Annotated in this window: 19 protein-coding genes; 8 read left to right on the top strand and 11 right to left on the bottom strand. The window is 71.2% G+C overall.

Features of this window, described 5'->3' with window-relative positions; all coding sequences use genetic code 11:
- Nucleotides 1–15: 15 nt before the first annotated feature.
- The 3 genes from AC5P1C_RS06450 to AC5P1C_RS06460 form a co-directional block, all read right to left on the bottom strand.
- Nucleotides 16–1,038, bottom strand: coding sequence for an endonuclease/exonuclease/phosphatase family protein (locus tag AC5P1C_RS06450; RefSeq protein ID WP_493864679.1), 1,023 nt, complete (start codon nucleotides 1,036–1,038; stop codon nucleotides 16–18).
- A gap of 172 nt (nucleotides 1,039–1,210) precedes the next feature.
- Nucleotides 1,211–1,810 carry a TetR/AcrR family transcriptional regulator gene (locus tag AC5P1C_RS06455; protein ID WP_493864680.1) on the bottom strand — a complete coding sequence of 200 codons (600 nt, stop codon included), beginning with the start codon at nucleotides 1,808–1,810 and terminating at the stop codon, nucleotides 1,211–1,213.
- 85 nt (nucleotides 1,811–1,895) lie between these two features.
- Nucleotides 1,896–3,488, bottom strand: coding sequence for an MFS transporter (locus AC5P1C_RS06460; RefSeq protein WP_493864681.1), 1,593 nt, complete (start codon nucleotides 3,486–3,488; stop codon nucleotides 1,896–1,898).
- Between the two features lie 156 nt (nucleotides 3,489–3,644).
- Between AC5P1C_RS06460 and panB the strand changes: the two genes are divergently transcribed.
- From panB to AC5P1C_RS06475, 3 genes are all read left to right on the top strand, one after another.
- The gene (gene panB / locus AC5P1C_RS06465) at nucleotides 3,645–4,535 is read left to right on the top strand and encodes a 3-methyl-2-oxobutanoate hydroxymethyltransferase (RefSeq protein WP_493864682.1); all 891 of its coding nucleotides are present in this window, start codon (nucleotides 3,645–3,647) and stop codon (nucleotides 4,533–4,535) included.
- Between the two features lie 248 nt (nucleotides 4,536–4,783).
- Nucleotides 4,784–5,803, top strand: coding sequence for an ATP-binding cassette domain-containing protein (locus AC5P1C_RS06470; RefSeq protein WP_493864683.1), 1,020 nt, complete (start codon nucleotides 4,784–4,786; stop codon nucleotides 5,801–5,803).
- On the top strand, nucleotides 5,800–6,627 hold the full coding sequence (locus AC5P1C_RS06475) for an ABC transporter permease (protein ID WP_493864684.1): 828 nt from the start codon (nucleotides 5,800–5,802) through the stop codon (nucleotides 6,625–6,627). The genes AC5P1C_RS06470 and AC5P1C_RS06475 overlap by 4 nt, the downstream gene beginning before the upstream one ends.
- A gap of 47 nt (nucleotides 6,628–6,674) precedes the next feature.
- Here AC5P1C_RS06475 and AC5P1C_RS06480 read toward each other — a convergent pair whose 3' ends face one another.
- Nucleotides 6,675–10,028 (bottom strand): AfsR/SARP family transcriptional regulator, encoded by a 3,354-nt coding sequence (locus AC5P1C_RS06480; protein ID WP_493864685.1) that lies wholly within the window; start codon nucleotides 10,026–10,028, stop codon nucleotides 6,675–6,677.
- Between the two features lie 174 nt (nucleotides 10,029–10,202).
- On the opposite strand from AC5P1C_RS06480, the gene AC5P1C_RS06485 reads away from it, so the two are divergent.
- On the top strand, nucleotides 10,203–11,006 hold the full coding sequence (locus AC5P1C_RS06485; RefSeq protein WP_493864686.1) for a site-2 protease family protein: 804 nt from the start codon (nucleotides 10,203–10,205) through the stop codon (nucleotides 11,004–11,006).
- Here the strand turns inward: AC5P1C_RS06485 and AC5P1C_RS06490 are convergent.
- Genes AC5P1C_RS06490 through AC5P1C_RS06500 form a run of 3 tightly spaced genes read right to left on the bottom strand, consistent with a single transcriptional unit; the run spans nucleotide 10,996 to nucleotide 13,093 of the window.
- Nucleotides 10,996–11,262, bottom strand: coding sequence for a hypothetical protein (locus AC5P1C_RS06490; protein ID WP_493864687.1), 267 nt, complete (start codon nucleotides 11,260–11,262; stop codon nucleotides 10,996–10,998). The genes AC5P1C_RS06485 and AC5P1C_RS06490 overlap by 11 nt on opposite strands.
- 12 nt (nucleotides 11,263–11,274) lie before the next feature.
- Nucleotides 11,275–11,979: an NADPH-dependent F420 reductase gene (npdG, locus tag AC5P1C_RS06495; RefSeq protein ID WP_493864688.1), complete on the bottom strand. Its 705-nt coding sequence runs from the start codon at nucleotides 11,977–11,979 to the stop codon at nucleotides 11,275–11,277.
- 37 nt (nucleotides 11,980–12,016) lie between these two features.
- On the bottom strand, nucleotides 12,017–13,093 hold the full coding sequence (locus AC5P1C_RS06500) for a sialidase family protein (RefSeq protein WP_493864689.1): 1,077 nt from the start codon (nucleotides 13,091–13,093) through the stop codon (nucleotides 12,017–12,019).
- Between the two features lie 79 nt (nucleotides 13,094–13,172).
- Between AC5P1C_RS06500 and AC5P1C_RS06505 the strand changes: the two genes are divergently transcribed.
- Nucleotides 13,173–13,787, top strand: coding sequence for a hypothetical protein (locus tag AC5P1C_RS06505; protein WP_493864690.1), 615 nt, complete (start codon nucleotides 13,173–13,175; stop codon nucleotides 13,785–13,787).
- A gap of 105 nt (nucleotides 13,788–13,892) precedes the next feature.
- Nucleotides 13,893–15,167, top strand: coding sequence for an MFS transporter (locus AC5P1C_RS06510; protein WP_493864691.1), 1,275 nt, complete (start codon nucleotides 13,893–13,895; stop codon nucleotides 15,165–15,167).
- Nucleotides 15,168–15,189: 22 nt separating this feature from the next.
- On the opposite strand, the gene AC5P1C_RS06515 is transcribed toward AC5P1C_RS06510, so the two are convergent.
- A complete protein-coding gene (locus tag AC5P1C_RS06515; protein WP_493864692.1) occupies nucleotides 15,190–15,429 on the bottom strand; it encodes a hypothetical protein in 240 nt (79 codons plus the stop codon).
- Nucleotides 15,430–15,495: 66 nt separating this feature from the next.
- Here AC5P1C_RS06515 and map point away from each other — a divergent pair, with 66 nt between their 5' ends.
- Together map and AC5P1C_RS06525 are read left to right on the top strand one after the other, a co-directional pair.
- Nucleotides 15,496–16,353 carry a type I methionyl aminopeptidase gene (gene map / locus AC5P1C_RS06520; protein ID WP_493864693.1) on the top strand — a complete coding sequence of 286 codons (858 nt, stop codon included), beginning with the start codon at nucleotides 15,496–15,498 and terminating at the stop codon, nucleotides 16,351–16,353.
- Between the two features lie 153 nt (nucleotides 16,354–16,506).
- The gene (locus AC5P1C_RS06525; RefSeq protein ID WP_493864694.1) at nucleotides 16,507–17,163 is read left to right on the top strand and encodes a biliverdin-producing heme oxygenase; all 657 of its coding nucleotides are present in this window, start codon (nucleotides 16,507–16,509) and stop codon (nucleotides 17,161–17,163) included.
- Nucleotides 17,164–17,233: 70 nt separating this feature from the next.
- On the opposite strand, the gene AC5P1C_RS06530 is transcribed toward AC5P1C_RS06525, so the two are convergent.
- Genes AC5P1C_RS06530 through AC5P1C_RS06540 form a run of 3 tightly spaced genes read right to left on the bottom strand, consistent with a single transcriptional unit; the run spans nucleotide 17,234 to nucleotide 20,983 of the window.
- Nucleotides 17,234–17,953, bottom strand: coding sequence for a PhzF family phenazine biosynthesis protein (locus tag AC5P1C_RS06530; protein ID WP_493864695.1), 720 nt, complete (start codon nucleotides 17,951–17,953; stop codon nucleotides 17,234–17,236).
- 18 nt (nucleotides 17,954–17,971) lie between these two features.
- Nucleotides 17,972–19,477 carry an HtaA domain-containing protein gene (locus tag AC5P1C_RS06535; protein ID WP_493864696.1) on the bottom strand — a complete coding sequence of 502 codons (1,506 nt, stop codon included), beginning with the start codon at nucleotides 19,475–19,477 and terminating at the stop codon, nucleotides 17,972–17,974.
- 54 nt (nucleotides 19,478–19,531) lie between these two features.
- A complete protein-coding gene (locus tag AC5P1C_RS06540) occupies nucleotides 19,532–20,983 on the bottom strand; it encodes an HtaA domain-containing protein (protein WP_493864697.1) in 1,452 nt (483 codons plus the stop codon).
- Between the last annotated feature and the right edge of the window lie 110 nt (nucleotides 20,984–21,093).

Consider the following 21,093-nt stretch of genomic DNA (forward strand, 5'->3'; position numbering starts at 1 on the left):
GGGCGCTGCCCGAGGCTACAGCTCGACCCGCGCCGCGATCGGCAGGTGGTCGCTGCCCGTCTCCGGCAGCGTCCAGGACGACAGCGGCTCGACGCCCTTCACCATGATCTGGTCGATCCGCGCCATCGGGAACGAAGCCGGCCAGCTGAAGCCGAAGCCGTCGCCCGCCGCGCCCTGGGTGGAGCGCATCTGCGAGGTGACCGCGTTCAGGGCGCGGTCGTTCATCGTGCCGTTCAGGTCACCGAGGAGCACGACCTTGGAGATCGGCTCGTCGGCGATCGCCTCGCCCAGCGCGTCCGCGCTCGCGTCACGCTGGTTGGCGGTGAAGCCCGCGTCCAGCTTGACCCGCACCGAGGGCAGGTGGGCGACGTACACGGCGACCTCGCCCTTGGGGCTGTCGACCGTCGTCCGCATCGCGCGGGTCCAGCCCAGCTTGATGTCGACGGTCTTGGTGCCGGTCAACGGGTACTTGCTCCACAGGCCGACCGTGCCCTGCACCGAGTGGTACTTGTACGTGCTCGCCAGGGCCTTCTCGTACGTCGGGACGGCGTCCGCCGTGAGCTCCTCCAGGGCCACGACGTCGGCGCCGGACGCGGCGACGTCGCGGGCGGTGCCCGCCGGGTCGGCGTTCTCCGCGTTCACGTTGTGGGTGGCGACCGTCAGGTCGCCGCCGGTGGCGGACTTGCCGGTGATCAGACCACCGAAGGAGCTCACCCAGATGACCGCGGGCAGCAGCACGGCGATCAGCGCGGTGACGGACCTGCGGACGAAGCCGATGACGATCAGCACCGGGATCAGGAGGCCGAGCCAGGGCAGGAATGTCTCGATGAGGCTCCCGAGGTTGCCGACGCCGTTCGGGATCTCCGCGTGGAAGACCAACACCAGGGCGAGCACCACCGCGACCCCGGCCGTGACGAGCCCGCGCCGCCAGATGCCCCGGTCGCCGCGCCATCCGTCGGCCAGGCGCCGGAGCCGGGACCCCTGGCGGTCTGGCCCCGCGCCGCCGGTACCCGTCTCCGTCACATACGCCTGCGCCATACGCTCGTCGCCTCACTGGTGCCGTGCAACCGTCCTCGCCCCTGAAACCCTAGGCGATGATCGGGTGTCTCCCCGCCGTCCGAGACGGCCGTACGGGACGAGGACGAGCGGCACGGCGCGGCGGGTTCCGCATCTCCCCGCACAACGGGCCGCTGTGACGAAACGCGCACATTCACCCCGTGGACCGCAACCCCTCAAGGACGGTGTCCACGATCCGCTCCGCGAGGTCCTCGTCGAGCGGATCGTCGGAGCGCAGAACGGTGCGTACGAGCATGGGTCCCGCGAAGAGATCGTTGGCGAGCACGATGTCGACGTCCGGGCGCAGTTCGCCGTTCTCGACGCCGCGGCGCAGCACGTCCATCATGATGCGGCGCCGCGGATCGATGACGGTCGCGTGGTAGGCCTCCCACAGCTTCGGCAGGCTCTTCATCTGCGCGACGATGTTGTGCAGGAGCGCGGATGACCTCAGGTTCAGGCCGCGCTTGCGCAGGTCGTCGAGGAGGGTGATGAGATCCCCGCGCATGGAATCGCCCGCCAGCTCGGGAGGGGGGTCGTCCATGCCGCGCAGGACGTCGACGAACAGCTCTTCCTTGCCGTTCCAGCGGCGGTAGATGGTGGCCTTGCCCACACCCGCCGTGCGAGCGATCCGCTCGATGGAGAGGTCGGCCAGGGGCACACCGTCCTCGATCATCTTCAGGACACCCTCGACGATCGACCGCTCCACTGCCTCGCTGCGGGGGCGCCCCCGGACGCCTCTGGCGATGTGGCCCACGTCTGCTCCGTACTCTCGTTCCCCCGGCTGCCAGGCAGATTGTCCCTGCCCGGCCCGGCTCCCCGGTCAGCACCCCGCTCCCTGGTCAGCGCCCCGCGCCCACCGGGTCGGCCTCCTCCTGCCGCGCGTCCGGCTCCTGGGGCGTGCGGCCCGGCAGGAACAGGGCGACGACCGCGACTCCGATCAGGGCGACGCCCGCGCCGCAGAGCGCCGTGATGTGCATGGCGTGCAGGAAGGAGTCGTGGGCCGCGGTCACCAGTGGTTCGCCGCGCGGGCCGAGCTCGGCGGCGACGCCGAGGGTGGCCTCGATGGACTCGCCCGCCGCGTGCCGCGCGCCGGCGGGCAGCACGGTGAGCTTGTCCTCGACGCCGCTGCGGTAGGCCGCGGAGAGCACGGAGCCGAGCACCGCGATGCCCAGGGCGCCGCCGACCTGCCGGAAGGTGTTGCTCAGGGCGGAGGCAGAGCCGGCCTTCTCGCGGGGCAGCGCCTGCATGATGACGACGCTCGCGGGCGTCATGATGTGCGCCATGCCGGTGCCCATCAGGAAGAAGATGACCTCCAGGATCCAGATCGGCGTATCGGCTTCGAGCGTCGTGAAGGCGGCGAGCATCGCGGCCAGGAGCAGCAGCCCGCCCGTGCACACGGCGCGCACCCCGAAGCGGTCGACGACGAGGCGGGCGCGCGGCGCGAAGATGAGCTGGGCCGCGGCGAGCGGCAGCATCAACAGGCCGGTCTGCAGGGGCGAGTAGCCGCGCACGCTCTGCGTGTAGAAGACCGCGAAGAAGGTCACGCCCATCAGCGCGAAGAAGACGAGCGCGAGGGAACTGATCGCCGCCGAGAAGACGCGGTTCTTGAAGTACGAGATGTCGATGGACGGGTGGTCGCTGCGCTTCTCGTACAGGACGAATCCGACGAGTACGGCGACGCCCGCGAGGCTGGTCCCCAGGACGGCGGGGTCGGTGAAGTCGGCGAGCTGGCCGCCCTTGATGATGCCGTAGACGAGCAGGACGAGACCGACGACGGACAGGGCCACGCCCACCAGGTCGATCCGGCCGGGCTTGGGGTCGCGCGACTCGGGGACGAGCCAGATCATCAGGCCGATCGCGACGATCACGATCGGCACGTTCACCAGGAAGACCGAGCCCCACCAGAAGTGGTCGAGCAGTACGCCGCCGGTGATGGGCCCGATCGCGATGGCGAGGCCGACGCCGCCCGCCCAGATGCCGATGGCCTTGGGCTGTTCGTCGCGCTCGAAGACGTTCATCAGGACGGCGAGGGTGGCGGGCATCACGAAGGCGGCACCGAGGCCCATCACCGCACGGAACAGGATGAGTTGGACGGGTGAGCCGGACTCGGCGGCGAGCGCGGAGCCGATGCCGAAGACGGCGAGGCCCGCGAGCAGCACCCTCTTGCGGCCGAGCCGGTCGCCGAGCAGACCCGCTGTGAAGAGGAGCCCCGCGAAGACCAGGGTGTAGGCGTTGATGGCCCATTCCAGGTCGCCCTGGGTGGCGCCCAGGCCCGTGGGCTCCGGGGTCGAGATCGTCTTGATGGCGACGTTCAGGATCGAGTTGTCGAGCACCACGATCAGCAGGCTCAGCATCAGGACGCCGAGGATCGCCCAACGGCGCCGGTGGACGGCTTCCGGTATGCGTGGGGTGGTGACGGCGGGAGAAGTCATGCCGACCACTTTAGAGCCTTTCCGATACGAGACCGTCTCGTATTGTAAAGACTTTACCCAAGGGTCCACTAGCCGACGGGCGTCGCGCGGTGCCACCATGGAGGTGATCCGGGGACGCCGTCAGGGCGCCTCGAGATAAGAGAAGGAGCCGTTGCGATGACGCAACTTTCGGCTGCCCAGAACCAGCCCGCGGGGTCCGCCTCGAGCCGGTCCACCGACAGCAGCAAGGCGCTGTACGGAGGCAAGAGCACCCGCCGCATCACCGTCCGGGACATCGCCGCCGCCAAGGAGCGGGGCGAGAAGTGGCCCATGCTGACCGCGTACGACGCGATGACCGCGTCCGTCTTCGACGAGTCCGGCATCCCGGTGATGCTGGTCGGCGACTCGGCGGGCAACTGTCACCTCGGGTACGAGACGACCGTGCCCGTCACGCTCGACGAGATGACCATGCTGTCCGCGGCCGTCGTACGGGGCACGTCACGTGCCCTGATCGTCGGCGACCTGCCCTTCGGGTCGTACCAGGAGGGGCCGGTCCAGGCCCTTCGCTCGGCGACGCGCCTGGTGAAGGAGGCCGGGGTCGGCGCGGTGAAGTTGGAGGGCGGCGAACGCTCGCTCGCCCAGACCGAGCTGATCGTCTCCTCGGGCATCCCCGTCATGTCCCACCTCGGCCTCACGCCGCAGTCCGTGAACACCATGGGCTACCGCGTCCAGGGCCGCGGCGACGAGGCGGCGCACCGACTCCTCAACGACGCGAAGGCGGCGCAGGACGCGGGCGCGTTCGCGGTGGTCCTGGAGCTGGTCCCCGCGGAGCTCGCGGCCGAGGTCACCCGCTCCCTGCACATCCCGACGGTCGGGATCGGCGCGGGCGCGGGATGCGACGCGCAGGTCCTGGTCTGGACGGACATGCTGGGCCTCACCGGCGGCAAGATGCCGCGCTTCGTCAAGCAGTACGCGGACCTGCGGGGCGTGATGAGCGGCGCGGCCAAGGCGTTCGCCGAGGACGTGGTGGGCGGTACGTTCCCCGCCGGGGAGCATGCGGTCCACTAGTACCGCCAGGCGGTTCCTCACCGCCCTATGAGCCATAGCGGCACCACCGGCAGCCCGTCGAACTTCCCCCGTCGACGGGCTGTCCGCTTTTTCCTCGCCGGGGGGCGTTTTGCGGGCTCATTGTTCGCTTCCCTTTCGTTCGGGCGCGGGCTTTTCGTCCGCCGCTTCGCGGCGATGTCTCCCGCCCACCCGGCCAGGTGTAGGCGGGCTGTCGGTGGTTTGTCGGTGGTGCCTGACACTCTTGCGGCATGAAGCGAATCGACATCACCCCCGGCGGCGCCGGAAGCGCCGTCACCGTGAGGGGACTGGTCAAGCACTACGGCGAGACCAAAGCACTGGACGGCGTGGACGTCGACGTACGCGAGGGCACCGTCCTCGGCGTGCTCGGCCCGAACGGCGCCGGCAAGACCACCCTCGTACGCTGCCTCTCCACCCTCGTCGTCCCGGACTCGGGCTCCGCCTTCGTGGCCGGTTACGACGTCGTCAAGCAGCCCCGCCAGCTCCGCCGGGTCATAGGCCTCACCGGCCAGTACGCATCCGTGGACGAGAAGCTCTCCGGGCGCGAGAACCTCTACATGATCGGGCGTCTGCTCGACCTCTCCCGCAAGGAGGCCAGGTCGAGGGCGGACTCCCTCCTCGAGCGGTTCTCGCTCACCGAGGCGGCCAACCGGCCCGCGAAGACGTACTCCGGCGGCATGCGCCGACGCCTCGACCTCGCGGCGTCGATGATCGGCAGCCCCTCCGTCCTCTACCTGGACGAGCCGACCACCGGCCTCGACCCCCGCACCCGCAACGAGGTGTGGGCCGAGGTCAAGCGCATGGTCACGGACGGCGTCACGGTCCTGCTCACCACGCAGTACATGGAGGAGGCCGAGCAGCTCGCCTCCGAGCTGACGGTCATCGACCGCGGCAAGGTCATCGCCAACGGCGGCATCGACGAGCTGAAGGCGAAGGTCGGCGGACGCACCCTGCGCATCCGCCCGGCCGACCCGCTGGAGCTGCGTCCGCTGGCCGGCGCGCTCGACGACATGGGCCTGACCGGTCTCGCCACCTCGACGGTCGACGCCGAGTCCGGCACGGTCCTGGTGCCGATCCTCAGCGACGAGCAACTCACCGCCGTGGTCGGCGCGGTCACCGCGCGCGGCATCACGATCGGCTCCATCGCCACCGAACTGCCCAGCCTGGACGAGGTGTTCCTCTCCATCACCGGCCAGAAGGCCAGCGCCCCGCAGGACGCCCGCCCCGAACTCGAGGAGGTTGCCGTATGAGCGCCACCACTCTCACGCCGCCCCTCCATGAGGGTGAGGCGGACGCCCGCATAGGCCTGCGTGACCACGTGCGCCACACCAGCGCCCTGGTCCGCCGCAATCTGCTGTGGATCCGCCAGGACCCGGAGTCGATGCTCGACGCGATCCTGATGCCGATCATCTTCACGCTCCTGTTCGTGTACGTCTTCGGCGGCTCCATCGGCCAGGCACTCGGCGGCGGCCAGGACGCGTACGTGCAGTACGTGGTGCCCGGCATGATGGCGATGATGAGCATGAACATCGCCATGGCCGTCGGCACCGGCTTCAACCAGGACTTCCAGAACGGCATCATGGACCGCTTCCGCACCCTGCCGATCGGCCAGGGTTCGGTGCTCTTCGCCAAGATCGTGGTGGAGCTGATGCGCATGCTCGTCGCGACGGCGGTCATGATGATCGTCGGTGTCCTGGTGGGCTTCGACATCACCAACTGGGGCGGCCTGTTCGCCGCGGTGGGCCTGTCCGCCCTCTTCGGCTCGGCCATCATGTGGATCTTCCTGGTCCTCGGCGTCTCGCTGAAGAGCGCCCAGTCCGTGCAGGCGATGGGCTTCCTGGTCCTGATGCCGCTGCAGTTCGGTTCGTCGATCTTCGCGCCGACGCAGTCCATGCCGGGCTGGCTGCAGGCCTTCACCGACTACAACCCGCTGTCCTCGCTCGCGGACTCCGCGCGCGGCCTGATGGTGGGCGGCCCGGTCGCGCACGACATCTGGGTGACGGTCGGCTGGTCGGTGGTGCTCACGGTGGTGATGGCGCCCGTCGCGATCCACAAGTTCCGCACGAAGAGCTGAGCGCGGAGCAGCTAGGTCCTGTCCGGCGGATCTCCGCCGGACAGGACCTAGCCGATGTACGTGTCGCAGAGGGCGGCGGCCTCCCCCACGGAGAGGCTGCCGCCTTCCGCGTACGCGGCCTCGTACGCAGCGTCACCCAGTGCCCCGCGCGCCGACTCCACGGCGGCCGTCCTGATCTCGCGCTCCGCGGCGGCGGCGAAGTGGCCGGGCGGCAGCTCGCGTTCGGCGACGGCGATCAGGCGCGCGGCGTCGTGGGCGTACAGGCCGCCGTCGAGCGCGGCCAGGGCGCGAGCGGCGGTGGCGAGATGGACCGAGGTCATCTGCGGCGCCATCATCTTGGTCAGTGGGTCGAGGGACTTGTCGAGCGCGGAGCGCGACGTGGCGAGAGCCTCGGCATGACGGCCCTCCACCGTGTCGAGCCAGGCCTCGGCGCCCAGCATGAAGCCCTCGAAGATGACGAAGTCGACGGCCTTGAACTCCTCCCTGAGGAGCTGGAGTTGTTCGCGCGCCTCGGCCGTGCGGCCGGTGCGGCCGAGCAGGTCGACGAGGAAGAAACGGGCGGCGGGCATGGACTCGCTGGAGTTGGCGCCCAGGCCGTCGCGCTCCATGACCGACCAGAGCAGCTCCTCGCCCCTGGCCTCCTCGCCCCCTTCGGCGAGCACCGCCCCGAGGCGGGCCGTGAGCACGCTCACCTGCGCGGGGGCGCCGAGCCGCTCCGCGTGCTCGATGGCGGCGCCGAAGTCCTCGGCAGCGAGGGCGAAACGGCCGCGCCGCTCATGGGCCTCGCCGCGCGAGGAGAGCGCCTCTGCCATGCCCCACACGTCGCCGAGCCGGGTGAAGATCTCCAGGGACTCGTCGGCGTCACGGCGGGCGTCGCCCGCCCAGTCGGCGCGGTTGGCGAGGATGTTGGCGCGCTGCTGCAAGGACGCGGCGAGCTCCCAGTCGTAGCCCCGCTCCCGGCAGGTGGCGATGGTCGCGTCGACGATGTCGTGCAGCTGGTCGATGTCCCCGTCGAGCAGCACCGCGAAGAACCACAGGCTCCCCGGCGACCAGCAGGTCTGCGGCAGCCCCGGCCGGTAGGCCTCCCGGATGCCCGCGAGCTTCTCCATGGCCTCGGGCGTCTGCCACGCCTCCATGTTCATGTCCATGCAGGAGAGCTGGATGAGGTGGACGCCGCGCCGCGCCTCCGCGAGCACCTCGGGGCGCATGGGCGGCGGGTTGTCCGTGCAGCGTTCGTAGAGCGGTTCGACCGGCGTGACGGGGCGCGCGAAGGGGTCGGGCCCCAGGGCGACGACGTCACGGGACCAGTTGCGGGTCTCGACGCGCAGGTCGCGGATGGTCCAGAACCAGGAGAGCGACAGGACGAGGCAGAGCGCCTCCTGCTCGTCGCGGGCGGCGACCGCGTGCCGCAGGGCGGTGCGCAGATTCTCGTACTCGACCTCGAGGCGGCCGACGGCTTCCCGCTGGCCGCCGCCCCGCAGCCGCGGTTCGGTGACCCGGGCGACCTCCCGGAAGTACACCAGGTGGGCCCGTTCGGCGGCGCTGCGGTCGCCCGCCTCGTCGAGCCGCTCCCTTGCGTACTCGCCCACGGTCTCCAGGAGCCGGTAGCGCATGCCACCCTGCGGCGAAGGGGCGGCGACGACAAGGGACTTGTCGACGAGGGAGCCAAGGACGTCGGCGACGTCGAGCGGGCGCGGCCCCGCCCGGTCACCGGCCACGGCGGACTCGGCGGGCGCCCCGCACACCTCCTCGGCGGCGGCCAGGTCGCAGCCGCCCGCGAAGACGGAGAGGCGGCGCAGGACGGTGCGCTCGGGGGCGTCGAGGAGCTCCCAGGACCAGTCGACCACCGCGCGCAGGGTCTGCTGGCGGGGCAGGACCGTGCGCGCGCCGTTCGTCAGGAGGCGGAAGCGGTCGTCGAGGCGGTCGGCGATCTGCCGCGGGGTGAGCATCCGCAGGCGGGCCGCGGCCAACTCGATGGCGAGCGGCAGGCCGTCGAGGCGCCGACAGATCTCCGCCGCCGCCGACCGGTCGTCCTCGACGCGGAAGCCCGGCCTGGCCGCCGCGCCGCGGTCCGCGAGCAGCCGCAGCGCGGTCGGCTCCGGCAGCGGCTCCACGGGGCGCAGCAACTCCCCCGGTACGCCCAGGGGTGCACGGCTGGTGGCGAGGACCGTGAGGCCGGGGCAGTGCGCGAGCAGCCGGTCCACGAGGCGGGCTGCGGCGTCGATGACGTGCTCGCAGTTGTCGAGGATCAGGAGCATGCGGCGCGGCGCGCAGTGCTCGGTGAGGCGCAGGACGGGGTCGTCGCCGTGCCGCTCCGACACCGCCCGCATCTCTTCGGCGCCCGCGCCGCGCAGCACCGTCTCGCGGGCGCCGAGCGCGGTGAGGACGGCCTCCGGCACCGCGTCCGGGCCCTCGACCGGTGCGAGCTCGGCCAGCCATACGCCGTCGGGCACGCCGTCCGCGTACGCCTCCGCGGCCTCCTGCGAGAGCCGCGTCTTCCCGGCGCCGCCGGGCCCGAGCAGCGTGACCAGGCGGGCCCGCGTCAGGTCGCCCCGGATGGCCTCGATGTCGCCCTCGCGGCCGACGAAGGAGGTGAGCCTGGCCCGCAGATTGCCCTGCGGTCTCTCCGGCGAGCGGGCCGGTTCGGCGGGTGGCCACGGGGCGTGCGGTCTCTCGTGGTGCAGCAACTCCTCGTGGAGGGCGCGGAGTTCGGGGCCGGGGTCGGCGCCGATGCGGTCCGCGATGAGGCGGCGTACTCCGTCGTACGCGGCCAGTGCCTGCGCCGGGCGGCCCGCGTCGCGCAGCGCCCGCAGCCGCAGGGCCTGGAGCGGCTCGTCGAGGGGGTGGCTTTCGCACAGCGCGACGAGTTCGGGCAGCACCTGCTCGGCCCGGCCGAGCGCGAGCGCCGCTGCCAGGCGGGCGCGGCGGGCTTCGAGGCGGCGGGACTCCCAGCGGGCGGCCTCCGCCGTGCGGTCGGGGAGGTCGGCGAGCGGCGAACCCTGCCAGAGGGCCAGCGCGTCGTCCAGGATCGCCGCCGCCTTGGCCGCGTCGCCGTCGGCGAGGGCGTCCGTCCCCTCGCCCGCGAGGCGGTCGAAGCGGTACAGGTCGATGTCGTCCGGCGCGGCGATCAGCTGGTATCCGCCGTCGGTCGACGTGATCGCGCCGGCGCCGATGGCCCGGCGCAGGCGTCCCACCAGCGCCTGCAGCGCGCCGGTCGCGTCCGCGGGCGGGTCGCCGCCCCACACCTCGTCGACGAGGACGGGCGCGGGGACGGGACGGGGTGCCCGCAGGGCGAGGACCGTCAGGAGCGCGCGCAGCCTTGAGCCGCCGACGGCGATGGCCGTGCCGTCGGCGTGGAATGCCTGGGTGGTGCCGAGAATGCGATAGCGCACGGGGTCCATTGTCTCTGGTGGAGGTGGGAAGGTGCCGCGCCGGGCGTCGGCGCGCACGCGTCACCGGCTTCGTCGGCCCCCCACCCTCCCTGGAACTCCCCACCCAGTGCGAGACGTTTTCGCCGTATGCCGGGGTACGGTCCCGTACGACAACCGGCCCGCCATCTCCAGGAGCCCCGCCCCATGACCACCGCTCCCACCCGACGCAGCGACCGGCGGATCAGCCCCGTCTTCCTGGGGATCGCCGCCGTCACCGCGGTCTCCGGCTGGGCCGTATGGACCGGGTTCGCGGACAGCCCCGGGATCGCCGTCTTCCTCTTCGTGACCGCGGCCTGGATCGTCTCGCTCTGTCTGCACGAGTACGCGCACGCACGCACCGCCCTGCACAGCGGCGACATCTCCATCGGCGCGAAGGGCTATCTGACCCTCAACCCGCTCAAGTACACCCATGCCCTGCTCAGCATCGTGCTTCCGGTGCTCTTCGTGATCATGGGTGGGATCGGCCTGCCCGGTGGCGCCGTCTTCATCGAGCGGGGCCGCATCCAGGGCAAGTGGAAGCACAGCCTGATCTCGGCCGCCGGGCCGCTCACGAACGTGGCCTTCGCGGTCGTCTGCACCGCGCCCTTCTGGCTCGACGCGCTCTCCGGCGTCCCGGACACCTTCCGCTTCGCGCTCGCCTTCCTGGCGCTGCTGCAGGTGACGGCCGCGATCCTGAACTCGCTGCCCATCCCGGGCCTGGACGGCTACGGAGTGATCGAGCCCTGGCTCTCGCACAAGATCCGCCGCCAGGTGGAGCCGTTCGCGCCCTTCGGCCTGATCGCCGTCTTCGGCATCCTGTGGATCCCCGAGGTCAACGGCGCCTTCTTCGACGCGATCGACGCGATCCTGCGCGGCCTTGGCGTGTACGACCTGGAGACGTACTGCGGCCAGGACTTCTACCGCTTCTGGGACGGCGACACGAGCCAGTACTGCACGCTCAACCCGTAGCACCGCGCGACGCGTCCCGCTGGGCCTTCGCGCGGCGCAGGTAGTACCACGCCATGTTCGACGAGAGCCCCGCGAGCAGCACCCAGATGACACCGATCCAGTAGCCCTGGACGAAGGAGACCACGGCCGCGACGACGGCGAGGGCGCAGACCGTGAGGGCGTAGAGAGCGAGGCGGGGCATGGGGGTCGGCTCCTGTCGGGGTCGGTGATCGAGTCGCGCTGAGGCGTGACGTCGTACCGGACCAGTGTCCCCCATGCCCGCTACGCCCTAGACGTCGGTCACGCGCAGCCCCGCGTGCGCCTTGTACCGCCGGTTCACGGAGATCAGGTTGGCCACCAGGGACTCGACCTGGTGCGCGTTGCGCAGGCGTCCCGCGAAGACGCCCCGCATGCCGGGGATCCGCGCGGCGAGCGCCTGGACGAGGTCCGTGTCGGCACGGGCCTCGCCGAGGACCATCACGTCGGTGTCGATCTCCTCGACGGCCGCGTCCTGCAGCAGGACCGCCGACAGGTGGTGGAAGGCGGCCGTGACCCGGGAGTCCGGAAGCAGGGCGGCGGCCTGTTCGGCGGCGCTGCCCTCCTCGGGCTTCAGCGCGTAGGCGCCCTTCTTGTCGAAGCCGAGCGGGTTCACGCAGTCGACGACGAGCTTGCCGCTCAGCTCCTCGCGCAGCGCTTCGAGGGTCTTGCCGTGGCCGTCCCACGGCACGGCGACGATCACGATGTCGCTGCGCCGCGCGCACTCCGCGTTCTCGGCGCCCTCGACGCCGAGGCCCAGCTCCTCGGCGGCGGTCTGCGCCCGCTCGGCCGCACGGGAGCCGATGATCACCTTCTGGCCGGCGCGGGCCAGGCGGTAGGCGAGGCCGCGGCCCTGGTCCCCGGTGCCGCCGAGCACGCCGACGACGAGCCCGGAGACGTCGGGCAGCTCCCAGGGGTCCTTCGCCGGGGCCTTCTGCACACTGTCGTTAGAGGTCATGCGGCCGACCTTACTCACCGCCCGTCCCGCCCCTGAGTCAGGCCAGCGCGGCCACCGGTATCCGCCGAAAAGTGATCGTCTCGTACGCGCTGAAGTCGCCCGTCTCGTAGAGGAGTCCGACGGTCTGGTCGTCGAGCCGTACGAGATCGGAGTACGCGGCGGGCAGCCCGTCCACGGTGTACGCGTGCCTCCATGTCGTGCCTCCGTCGTGGCTGCGGCGCACCGTCATCAGGGCACGGAAGCCGGGGTCGGCGGGCCCGGAGAACAGCAGCACGTCCGGCGTACGCAGCTGGAGGACGCTGCATTCGACGACGGGGCCGACAAGACCCGCCTGCGGCCGGAACGGCTTGACGAGGCTCTGGCCGCCGTCGAGGGAGTAGGCGTCGGCGCGGGTCCCGGGGGCCGGTGAGTCGTTGCGCGTGTTGAAGTAGAGCCGCCCGTCGGGGAGTTCGGCGGCGGTGGTCTCGTTCACGTTCACATAGCCGTTGGTGTTGTCGTCGATGTAGCCGATCCGCCAGGTCTGGCCGCGGTCGTCGCTGAGCAGGCAGTGGCCGCCGTTGTACTTGCCCTCGGTACCGTTGTCCGTACCGGTGGGCGGCAGGGAGTGGTTGGCGGGCACGACGACCCGGCCCGTGCTCATCTGCACCGCGTGGCCGGGGGTGGTCGCGTACCACCGCCAGTTCGCCTTCTTCACCTGCCCGGTGATCTCCCGGGGCGCCGACCAGGTCAGCCCGTCGTCGTCGCTGTGCTGCACCCAGATCCGCCGCCCGTTCGCCGCGGAGACCGTGCCGCGGCGGATGGCGTCCTCGGTCGCGGACGCGGCGTTGCGGACCTGGACGAGGAGGATGCGGCCGGTGTCGAGGACGACGGGGGCGGGGTTGCCCGCGAGGTGGACGCCGTTCTGGGCGACGACCTGGAGCGGCCCCCAGGTGCGTCCGCCGTCGCCGGACCGCTTCAGGACCACGTCGATGTTGCCGAAGTCCTCCTGCGAGCCGACCCTCCCTTCGCAGAAGGCCAGCAGGGAGCCGGATTCGGTGAGGACGACGGCGGGGATCCGGAAGCTCGCGTAGCCCTCGCGTCCGGCGCGGAAGGGAACAGTTGTCTCATCAGCCATCCCCGGTCAGTCCCCACCCCGGGCGAATTCCCGGTGAACTCGGCCTGACGACTCGCTCCTTGAGGCAGGATGCGGCCCCATGGACGCCGTACGGGTCGCGCTCCTTCGCGAAGTGCTCGCCGGAACCGAGTGGGTGGGCGCGACGCGCCGCTTCGCGGGGAGCCTGCGGTCCTCCGTGGTGCCGCACGGCGGCGGACTCCTCCTGGTGGGCACGGAGGAGTACGAGCCGTGGCACCTGGCCGCCCACCTCGTGGACGAGGCGGCGTGGTCCGGGACACCGGAACTGACGCCGACGCTCGTACGCCACCGGGTCCGCGAGGGCGACCCCGCGCACCTGTCGACGGGGCTCGGCCGCATCGAGGCGGCACGGCGCGGCGAGACGCTCCTCGTGGTGGCCCCGGATACCCCGGCGGCGTCACCGGGCGCGGGCCTCCTTGAGCGGGTGCACGACGCCCGCGCGGCGGGGGCGACGGTCCTGTCCCTGGGTTCGGGGCACGGCGATCTGCGGGCCATGGCCCACGAGGCGCTCCCCGTGCCGGAGTCGCCCGACCTGGACCTGGACATGGTCCAGCACCTGGTGAGCGCGGCGGCAGGCGAGAACTCGCTCCCGGCGGCGCGGGGGCGACGCCGCCTGCGCGACCGGCTTTCCCGCCTGGCCGACCAGCTGACGGCGCCGCCGCCTGCGCGTTGGTGAGGGTGTGAACTGAGCCGCCGCTTCGCGGCGGATGTCTCCCACCCACCCGTTCAACCGAAGAAATCGGTTGCCCCAGCGCGTCGGTGGCGCTGACCATGGCTGTTCGTGGCCCTTTCCTCGATACTGCCCGACCTCTCCCCCTGGCGCTCCACCCGCGACTTCCGGCTGCTCTGGGTCCAGGGCCTCGTCACCACCTTCGGCAGCTTCATGGCCCTGGTCGCGCTGCCCCTGCAGATCAAGGACCTCACGGACTCGCCGCTCGCCGTCGGGGCCATGGGTGCGGTCGAGCTGGTGCCGCTGATCGTCTTCGGGCTGTACGGAGGTGCGCTGGCCGACGCGGTCGACCGCCGCAAGGTGATCCTCCTGACCGAGGCGGGCCTGGGCCTGCTGGCCGCGGTGCTGCTGGTGAACGCGCTGCTTCCGGAGCCGCTGCTGTGGCCGCTGTACGTGGTGGCGGCGGGGGTCTCCGCGCTCGCGGGGCTGCAACGCCCGGCCCTGGACTCCCTGATGGCCCGCATCGTGCCGCACGACCAGCTCACCGCGGCCGCCGCGCTCAACTCCCTGCGCTGGAACGTCGGCGCGATCGCGGCCCCCTCGCTGGCGGGCCTGGTCGTCGCCTACGCCGGGCACGCCCCCGCGTACGCGGTGACGGTGGTCTCCTTCGCCGTCTCCGTGGCCCTGTGCGCCCGCATCAGACCGGCTTCTCCCGCGCACGACGCGGAGAAGCCGTCCCTGCGGGGTCTCGCGGAAGGCGCGCGGTTCGCGTGGTCGCGGCCGGTGCTGCTCGGCACGTACGCGATCGACATGACGGCGATGTTCTTCGCCTTCCCGAACACCATCTTCCCGTTCCTCGCGGAGGATCTCGGCGCGGAGTGGTCGCTCGGCCTGATGTACGCGGCCGGGGCGGTCGGCTCGCTGCTGCTCAGCCTGACCAGCGGGTGGACGTCACGGGTGCGGCGGCACGGGCTGCTCGTGGTGTGCGGGGCGGTGGGATGGGGGCTCGCGATCTCGGCGGCCGGCTGGTTCGCGAACGTATGGCTCGTCCTGGTGTGCCTGGCGCTGGCGGGCGCGGGCGACATGCTCAGCGGGCTCGGCCGCTCCACGATCTGGAACCAGACGATCCCGGACGAGCTCCGGGGCCGCCTGGCCGGCATAGAGGTGCTCTCCTACAGCGTGGGCCCGCAGCTGGGCCAGGTCCGCGCGGGGGCCGCCGCCGGCTGGACGGGCACCCGCAGCGCGATCTGGTCGGGCGGACTCGCCTGCGTGGCCTCGGTCGCCGCACTGACGGCGGTGCTGCCGAAGCTGCTTTCGTACGACGCCGACACGGACGAGGACGCGGTCCGGCGCCGGAAGGTCTCCGGGGTCTCCACCGCTGGGTGACGGGCCGCGTCCCGGTGCGGGGTCAGGCGTTGCCGGCCTCGCTCCCGCCCTGGGGGTCCTTGTCATGCCACTTCGGGTCGGTCTCCCACTCGAGGTTGCGCTCGGCGGCCGTCTCCATCGCCCGCTGGGCCTCCTCGCGGGAGGCGTACGGCCCGAAGCGGTCCTTGCCCGGACAGTCGGGGCCCTCCTCGACCTTCTTGTGCTCCAGGCAGTAGTACCACTCGCCCGGCTTACCGACGGTCCGCTTCTTGAACAGTGGCATGGTCTGCTCCTCTCTCCCGCTCTCTCCCGCCATGCTGCCCCACCACCGCTGGTTAGACTCGCTGGCATGTCTGGCCAGTCACTGCTCGTCCCAGGGGAGCTCTCCCCCATCCGCCCCGTTCCGGGAAACATCAGGCGCCCGGAGTACGTGGGGAAACCCGCACCGACCCCGTACACCGGGCCAGAGGTGCAGACCCCCGAGACCATCGAGCTCATGCGCACCGCGGGCCGTATCGCCGCGCGCGCGATGGCCGAGGCCGCCAAGCACATCGCCCCCGGGGTGACCACCGATGAGCTGGACCGCGTCGCCCACGAGTACATGTGCGACCACGGCGCCTACCCGTCCACGCTCGGCTACCGCGGCTTCCAGAAGTCGCTGTGCACCTCCGTCAACGAGGTCATCTGCCACGGCATCCCGGACTCCACCGTCCTGAACGACGGCGACATCATCAACCTCGACGTGACGGCGTACATCGGCGGCGTGCACGGCGACAACAACGCGACGTACCTGGTCGGGGACGTCGACGAGGAGTCCACGCTCCTCGTCGAGCGGACCCGAGAGTGCCTCAATCGCGCCATCAAGGCGGTCAAGCCCGGCCGCCAGATCAACATCATCGGCCGCGTCATCGAGTCGTACGCCAAGCGCTTCGGCTACGGCGTCGTCCGCGACTTCACCGGCCACGGCATCAACACGTCGTTCCACTCCGGCCTGATCGTCCCCCACTACGACAGCCCGCACGCGACGACGGTGATCCAGCCCGGCATGACGTTCACGATCGAGCCGATGCTGACCCTCGGCACGTACGAGTACGACATGTGGGAAGACGGCTGGACCGTCGTGACGAAGGACCGCAAGCGGACCGCGCAGTTCGAGCACACGCTCGTGGTGACGGCGAGCGGGGCGGAGATCCTCACGCTTCCCTGAGTGCGCTTCCCCGAGTGCGCTTCCCCGAGTGCTGAAGCGGGTAGCGTTTTTACCGACAGGACGTCGGGAACCAGTTGACTTAGGCAAGCCTAACTTGGATGATCGGTAGCGGTCGTACTGGTTCCCGCCTTTCTTCGGCTTCGGAGGTCCCTCATGGATCCGTTCTCCACGGTCATCCGCACCGCGTCGCACGAGCAGCACACGGAGGCGGAGACCTCGACGTTCATGAGCGACCTGCTCGGTGGCAGGCTCGGCGTCGACGCGTACGCGCGCTACACGGAGCAGCTGTGGTTCGTGTACCGCGCCCTGGAGGAGGGCGCGGTGGCGCTGAAGGACGATCCGGTCGCGGGACCGTTCATACAGCCCGAGCTGCTGCGCGTCGCGGAACTGGAGCGGGACCTCTCGCACCTGCGGGGCGCGGGCTGGAAGACCTCCGCCACCCCGCTGCCGGCGACGGCCGCGTACGCGGCGCGGGTCGCGGAGTGCGCGCGGGAGTGGCCGGGCGGTTACGTGGCCCACCACTACACGCGCTACCTGGGAGACCTGTCCGGCGGCCAGATCATCCGCGGCAAGGCGGAACAGAGGTGGGGCTTCGCCCGGAAGGGCGACGGGGTGCGGTTCTACGTCTTCGAGGGAATCTCCAACCCGGCCGCGTTCAAGCGGGGCTATCGGGAGCTCCTTGACGGCCTGGACGAGGTGGTCCCGGATGAGCTGGAGCGACAGCGGATCGTGGACGAGTGCAAGCGCGCCTTCGCTTTGAACACCGGGGTGTTCCGCGAACTGGGGGACGAGTTCCCGCTGTCGGCGTAGCTGAATCTTCAGCCCGTCAGCGGCTTTCAGCCCGTCCGGCGCTTGAGGACGAACCCGGCGGAGCCGGTGATCAACGGCGCCCAAGGCCCCCGCGCCAGAGCGGGTTCTCGGGAAGGGGCGGGGTCGGGGAGAACCGCACCCGTCCCCCCACCTCGATCAACCCGCCCGGCGCCGGCGCCGTAAGGATCTGTGAGCCGCGCCCCTGCGTGATGTTGAGCGCACGGCCGAGACGCTCCGTCAGGAGAATCGCCGCCGCCCCCGTGGCCTCGTCCTCCCGGATGCCGTCGTCCCGCCCGGGGAAGGCCCGCGCCCGCACCCTCCCCGCAGCCTCGTCCTCCCACGCCCACGCGTAGATCCACTCCCCCGGCGGAGGCACCGCGAGGGCGTCCACCTCGGCCGGGCTCCCGAAGAACCGCAGGGTCCGCCCAGGCGCCCACTCCGCACGCGCCGCGATCCAGCTGAACTCCCCGTCCTGGCGGGCCTCCACCACTCCCGCGGGCGTGACCAGTTCAGGGACGTCAAGGAGCCAGGACGTACCGACACAGGGGTGCCCGGCGAAGGGAAGCCGCAGCGTAGGCGTGTAGATGTCGATGACCCCGCGTTCGGGGTCATCGACGAACACCGTCTCGCTGAAGCCGAGCTTCCCGGCGATCTCCTGCCGCTCGTCCCGCCCAGGAACGCGGGCCCCGTCGCGCACGACACCCAGCTCATTGCCGTGCCGACCGTCGGGCCCGCAGAACACCCGGAGCACGTCCAGACCGTCAACCAGTTCCGTCAGTTCCGTCGTCACTCCGGCATTCAAGCATCCTCAGGAAGTACGGCGCCGGGCCACGAACACCGCAGCCGCGCCCGCGGCGGCGATCGCCCCCGCGACCCCGAGCAGCGCCCCCGTCGGCACCGACGCACCCGTGGCCGCCATCGAACCACCCGTACCGCCACCGACCGTGCCGCCGAGGTCCGACGAACCGCCGCCGGTGGAACCGGAGTCGGCCGAACCGCCCGTCGAGCCACCCGTCGAGCCCGGCAGCTCCGCCCCCTCGGCGACCGAGAGCGCCACCGTCACGGGGTCGATCGCGTCGCCCTCCTTGTAGCCGGACGGCGCGTCCTCGCTCTCGAACTGCTTCGCGCCCGCCGCGGTGAACGCCGCGGGCACCTTGTCGAGCACGACGACGTCGTCCTTCGCCGCGTACGACGCCTTGGAGAGGTCGAGCGTCGCGAACTTCACGTCGTCGTCGGTGCCCTGGGGCGTGGTGACGTCCACGGACAGCGTGCCCTTGGCACCGTTCGCGGCCACCTTGATGTCGCTGAACTTCATGTCGATGCCGTGCGCCTTGTACTGGAAGCGGACGGCGCCGCCGAAGGACGCGGTCAGCTTCTTCGCGTCGCTGTCCACCTCGCCCTTGGCGTACGGGAAGTCGTAGCCGTTGTCGTTCTTCTCGGCGCCGCCGGAGAGCGTGGCGCCGCCGCCGGACTCGATGTAGCGGCGGAAGCTCTCCTTCACGCCCCAGGCGAGCGAACCGTCGTGGACCTCGCCCGCGGGCCGCTCGGCGCCGGACGTGCCGGTCGGCTTCGGGGTCTCGGTCGGCTTGTCCGTCGGCTTCGGGGTCTCGCTCGGCTTCTCGGTCGGCTCGGGCGTCTCGGTGGGCTTGTCCGTCGGCTCGGGCGTCCCGGTCGGCTTCTGTGTCGGGGCACCGGCCGTCTTCACCGAGAGGGTGGCCGGGTCGAGCTTGTCGCCCTCCTTGTACATGCCGTTGAACGCCTTGGCGCCGTCCTCCGTCAGCGTCGCCGGGATGTCCTTGAAGGTCATCGCGCCGCCCTCGCCCTGGCCCGGCCTGATCCCGGTCAGGTCAAGTTCGGCGAGGTCGATGTCGTTCTGGGCGGTGCCGTTGAGGCTGACGTCGGCCTGGATCGCGCCGCTCGTGCCCTCCGTGCGGACCTTGACGTCGGAGACCTTGATGTCGAAGCGGTGGGCCGTGGACGAGAAGCGGACACTGCCCTTGAAGGCGGTGTCGGTGGCGTGCGTCCCGGTGTCGTACGTCCCCTTGCCGTCGGTGAACGTGAACACGCCGTTGTCGGCGGCCTGCTTGGCGCCGTCCGTGGCCTCGATCTTGCCCGCGGCCATCCCCGTGACGTACGTGCGGAAGGACTCCTTGAAGCCCCAGTCCAGCGTGCCGTCCTTCAGTTCCACCTTCGGCGCGGCGGCTGAGGCGCCGTCGTCCGCGGCGAGCGCCGGAAGGGTCAGGGCGGTCGCGCCGAGCGTGACGGCGGTCGCGACGGCTGCCGCGAGGGTGATGGGACGACGGTTGGCGGCCATGATCAGGCTTCTCCTTGAGAGACGTGTCAGCAGAGGTGGGGCGACCCGCGAGGGTCAGGAATCCGAGCCGGACGCGCCGTCCGCCGCACGCTTCCTGCGTACGACTCCGAACGTGACCGCCGCGGCGAGCAGCACCGCCACGCCCGCGCCGATGCCGATCGGCACGGCCGGCGACGAGGAGCCGGAGGCGTCCGAAGCGGTGTTCTCGGTCCTCGGCCCGGCCTTCTTCGCCTGCGGTGTCGGGCTCGCGGAGGAGCCGAGGTCCGGCAGCGCGGGCAGCTTCGCGTCGGCGTCGAGGCCGACGGCGAGCGAGAGCGGGTCCATCTCGGAGCCCGCCTTGTACATGCCGCCGAACGCCTTGGCGCCGTCGGCGGTGAGCTTCGACGGCACTTCGGTGAGGGAGACGAGCCCGTCCTCGGGCTTCAACTCAGCGGCGGGGAAGGTGATCAGCGGCGCCTGCTTCAGCGTGACGTCCTTGTCGCCCTTGCTGCCCTTCCTGTCGACGTCCGCCGAGAGCGTGCCCTTGCCGTCCTTCACCTCGACACCGACCTTGCTCAGGGCGAGGTCGAGGCCGTGCTCACCGGTGAAGCGGACCGCGCCCGCGAAGTCCGCGTCGAGGGTCTGCTTCTTCTCGTCGTACCTTCCCTCGCCCTGCGGGAAGCGGAAGAGCGCGCCGCCGTCCTGGGCCCCGGCGGACAGTTCCCATTCGCCCTTGGCGATGGAGCCGGTGACGTACTCCCGGAAGGTGCGGCGCACGCCCCAGTCGACGGCGGCGTCCTCGATCCGGCCGGCCTTCGTCTTCTTCTCCTTCTCGGACTCCGAGGGCTTCGGCGAGGGCTTCTTCGACGCATGGCCGGAGCCGGAGCCGGACTTCGCCGCGAGGTCCGTCGAGAGGCTCACCCGGTCCAGTTCGGTGCCCGCCGTGTAGTAACCGGCGAAGGCCTTCGCGCCCTGCGAAGTGAGCGTCGCGGGGAGGTTGTTGAGGGCGATCGGCCCGGAGCCGCCCTTCATGTCGATGCCGGACAGGCCGAGGGTCGCCAGGGGCACCTGGACGTTCGATGTGACCTTGCCCGTGCCCTTCTCCTTGCTGACCATGTCGGCGTAGAGCGTGCCGGAGCCGCCGGAGATCTTGACGGTGGGGCGGCTGATCGTGAGGTCCAGCTCGTACGAGCCGCCCTTTTTGTGCCCGAGGAAGTGCACCCCGCCCGAGAACCCGGCGCTGAAGGCCCCGCTGTCCGGGTCGTACGACCCCTTCGCCGAGTGGAAGCGGAACTGGCTGCCGCCGACCGTGGCGGCGCCGCCCTGCAGCGTCGAACTCCCCTGGGCGATCGGGCCCGTGACGTAACTCTGGAAGGAGGATTTGATGCCCCAGTCGAGCCGTCCGCCCTGGACCGTGCGGTCCTGCGCGTGCGCGGTGGCCGCCGGGAGCAGTGCTCCGACGAGTGCGGAAAACACGGCCACGGCTCCGGCGCGGGTGATGGCTCGCACCTGTCTTGACGGCGACATGGGACCCCTCCAGGTGTGGCTAATGAGGTAAGGCTAACCTAAACTACGATCACTCCGGCCGGAACCCCCATCCCGGCCACCCGGGCACCAGATACCTCACAGCGCCTGCA

It is taken from the genome of Streptomyces sp. A18 (assembly GCF_059026065.1).